General features: G+C 61.7%; 1 protein-coding gene. It reads right to left on the bottom strand.

Annotated elements, in window-relative coordinates:
- A partial coding sequence (locus EN780_RS35025) for an ATP-binding protein (RefSeq protein WP_145971035.1) occupies nucleotides 1–989 on the bottom strand: 989 nt, incomplete at its 3' end.
- Nucleotides 990–1,025: the final 36 nt, after the last annotated feature.

Below are 1,025 nucleotides of genomic sequence, written 5' to 3'. Positions count from 1 at the left end.
GCAGAAGCGCGCCGATCGAGAACCTCACTGCGGCGAAGCTGCGCAATCGTCGACTGCTGGCGCAAATCCGTGGCTCGTTTGAGCGCGGTCCGAAAACTATCGAGGGCCTGCTGCGCCGCGTCGTGGTGAATTGCGGCAAGGGCAGCTTCCGCCTCGGCGGCTTTCAAGGCTTCGCTGTGCGATTTGGCGGCCTCGACTGCGGCTTCCGCGGCCGAGATGGCTTCCCGCCGAGTGGCGCCTTCTTCGGGGTTTTCAAGCTCAGACAGACGCGCCAACGCCATGCGCCGCTTGTCGAGCGAATCGCGCAGACCGGTGACTTCGGCGCTGAGACGCTGCTCGTCTTTCACCAGCTTGTCACGCTCGTCGAGCGCTGCCGCATAGAGACCGCCGCTCTTGGGACGCAGCGTTGACGTAACCAGGCTATAGAGTTCTTCTTCACATGCCGCGGCGATTTCGGCCATGCGTCGCCCGCCGGTCAGGGCTTCAACTTCCCCCTGAACCGAGGACAGTAGGCTTTCGCGCACGCGTTTTTCGCCGTCCTCCTCGCTTTTGCTGCGCCTTTCGATGCCGGTGACCCCTTGGCGAACCCAGAGCAATCCTGCCGGTCCTGCGCTTCCGCCATGGATTAGTTTGCCGATAAAGGCTTCGGCCTCATCGGCTTGAGCCAACAGTCGCCCGCCGTCGAGGTCAATAACGCTGGCCAGCCTGCCGCCATAAAACTGCTTGGCAAGTCGATAGCGTCCTTCTGAAGTGGTGATGTCGGCCTCCACCACCGGATTGCCCCCACTGTAAGGCCGCAACAGTCGCACGCCTTCGGGTGTGCCCGTGTGAGGCTGGAAAAAGAGTGCGTGCAGCGCTTCGAAGAAGGTTGATTTGCCGAACTCATTGACCGCGCAAAGCACGTTGACGCCGTCGCCGATGTTTTCGATGGCGACGCCTTGCCCGGCGAACCGTTTGACGTTGTGGAGCCGAAGGGCCGTAAGTTTCATGATCCCATCGCCTCGCAATAGCTGAACAACCGAACC

The sequence above is a fragment of the Mesorhizobium sp. M4B.F.Ca.ET.089.01.1.1 genome, from assembly GCF_004022605.1.
Classification (GTDB): Bacteria; Pseudomonadota; Alphaproteobacteria; order Rhizobiales; family Rhizobiaceae; genus Mesorhizobium; species Mesorhizobium abyssinicae.
Note: the sequence above shows the minus strand (reverse complement) of the source record. Positions and strands in the feature narration are given on the sequence as shown.